This is a genomic window from Vibrio sp. Isolate33, from assembly GCF_022397895.1.
Lineage (GTDB): Bacteria > Pseudomonadota > Gammaproteobacteria > Enterobacterales > Vibrionaceae > Vibrio > Vibrio pomeroyi.
This window is the reverse complement of sequence record NZ_JAKEUP010000039.1, coordinates 1-1,787: the sequence shown is the minus strand read 5'-3', so window position 1 is coordinate 1,787 and position 1,787 is coordinate 1. Positions and strand designations below refer to the sequence as shown.

Sequence of the window (1,787 nt, the reverse complement as noted above, 5' to 3'; positions counted from 1 at the left end):
GTGTTTTACTTTTCAGTAATCGGCATCGCAATAAAGAATTGCGTGCCCTGGTGGTGGAATTGGTAGACACAAGGGATTTAAAATCCCTCGACGTTCGCGTTGTGCCGGTTCAAGTCCGGCCCGGGGCACCATCTATTTGGTTGTTACCTCTCTAGGTAGCATTCAAAAGAGTTGTTCTCTTAAAACACTATTGAAGGCGCCTTGGCAGAGTGGCTATGCAGCGGATTGCAAATCCGTGGACCTCGGTTCGACTCCGGGAGGCGCCTCCATCATTCAGAAGAAACCAGTCCTAGCGGCTGGTTTTTTCGTTTCTGGCATCCCCAAAAACTTCCTACGTGCTCATTTCAATGTTTATCAAAGAAATCCTTATTCCGGATATACTTGCTCATCAAGTGGTAAGAGAAAGGTCTTATCAACCAACTAAAAATAGAACGTCCAAGGCGAATAAAAGTTGGGGTGTTCTCATAGATTCTGCCGTTGTAGAGCCAAAGCACCTTTCCTACATGCCAGTACAGTAAAGGCACGGGTGGCATGAAGGTCACGATGTCGATATCACAGCAGACTCGGTAGGTCTTCTTGCTCAAGCGATAGTGCTTTCGGAAACTCCAATCACCAATCGCAGGTTGCCCAAAGGTCACGATTCGCTTTACGCAGCCTGGATATTTTTGCTCAAAGTAGTCAGCAAACACACAACCAATAGCACCACCGGATGAGTGACCAGTAATAGAGATTCTTTTTCCTTGTTCTAAAAGCGGGATGAGCGTCGCTTCCAACCGTTCAATTACCGTCAAACCAAGCTTATCTTCATTACGATTTGGTTGGCTTTCTTGAAACATCAGATGATAGAAGCCAGCATGCACTCGATAATTCAGTCCAATCCTTTTGCAGCTTCTTGTCCATAGGGCGAAGTTAAGCAGCCAGTCTGACACGCTGTGTGACCCTTTAATAACAACAACCACTTCGTCTTTGTCGCTGCTCCAAAGTACTCGAATCATGGTTTTACCAAACTGGTTCTTTATGATGCGCTGTCCATTAGGATCGAAACCATAGCGAGTTTGTTTGAAAACTCTAGGGTAGGCGAGGTTACAAAGAACGGCGTAGCGCTCATATTGGTATCGTTTTAATGGCTTCACATGTTTGCTTCTTAATTAGAGTTACTTAGAACTCTAGTCGTTGAATGTGAAAAGCACATGAAAACACCATTTACTTGATTCGTTATAGAAAAATTGAAATAGGCCGCTGTCGCAGTTAATCCTAGCTAGTAAATAGCGTTGTAAAACTAGAGATCAACGTATAAGAACCGTGCAAGCTGCACTAAATTTATTCTTTGGAGGGTGATAATTAATCACTTGAATTAAAAGATAAAATTTATTGTTGACGAATTTTTTTCATCCGTTAAAGTACACCTCGTTCTCACGGCTTAGGTCGCTGAGAGATGGTGTTTTACTTTCAGTAATCAGCATCGCAAGATTGCGTTGCCCTGGTGGTGGAATTGGTAGACACAAGGGATTTAAAATCCCTCGGCGTTCGCGCTGTGCCGGTTCAAGTCCGGCCCGGGGCACCATCTATCTTACTTCTACTTTTGAGTAGAGTGATGAACAAAGAGTTGTTCTCTTAAAACACTATTAAAGGCGCCTTGGCAGAGTGGCTATGCAGCGGATTGCAAATCCGTGGACCTCGGTTCGACTCCGGGAGGCGCCTCCATTCTCTCTTTCATTTTAGAAAGCTGATGAATGAAAATGCGATACTAGCTCAGTTGGTAGAGCGCAACCTTGCCCAACCTTGCC

At 44.5% G+C, this 1,787-nt stretch carries 1 protein-coding gene and 4 tRNA genes; 4 read left to right on the top strand and 1 reads right to left on the bottom strand.

Translation table 11 applies throughout. From position 1 onward, the window contains the following. Nucleotides 1–44: 44 nt before the first annotated feature. Nucleotides 45–131, top strand: a tRNA-Leu gene (locus tag L1D37_RS23865). A 64-nt stretch (nt 132–195) separates the two neighbouring features. Then, a tRNA-Cys gene (locus tag L1D37_RS23860) sits at nt 196–269 on the top strand. A 75-nt stretch (nt 270–344) separates the two neighbouring features. Here L1D37_RS23860 and L1D37_RS23855 read toward each other — a convergent pair. Then, complete coding sequence (locus L1D37_RS23855) at nt 345–1,133, bottom strand: lipase (protein WP_239849351.1); 789 nt, start codon at nt 1,131–1,133, stop codon at nt 345–347. 344 nt (nt 1,134–1,477) lie between these two features. Here L1D37_RS23855 and L1D37_RS23850 point away from each other — a divergent pair. Continuing rightward, a tRNA-Leu gene (locus L1D37_RS23850) sits at nt 1,478–1,564 on the top strand. Nucleotides 1,565–1,630: 66 nt separating this feature from the next. Further along, nucleotides 1,631–1,704: transfer RNA gene (locus L1D37_RS23845), tRNA-Cys, on the top strand. Nucleotides 1,705–1,787 lie beyond the last annotated feature (83 nt).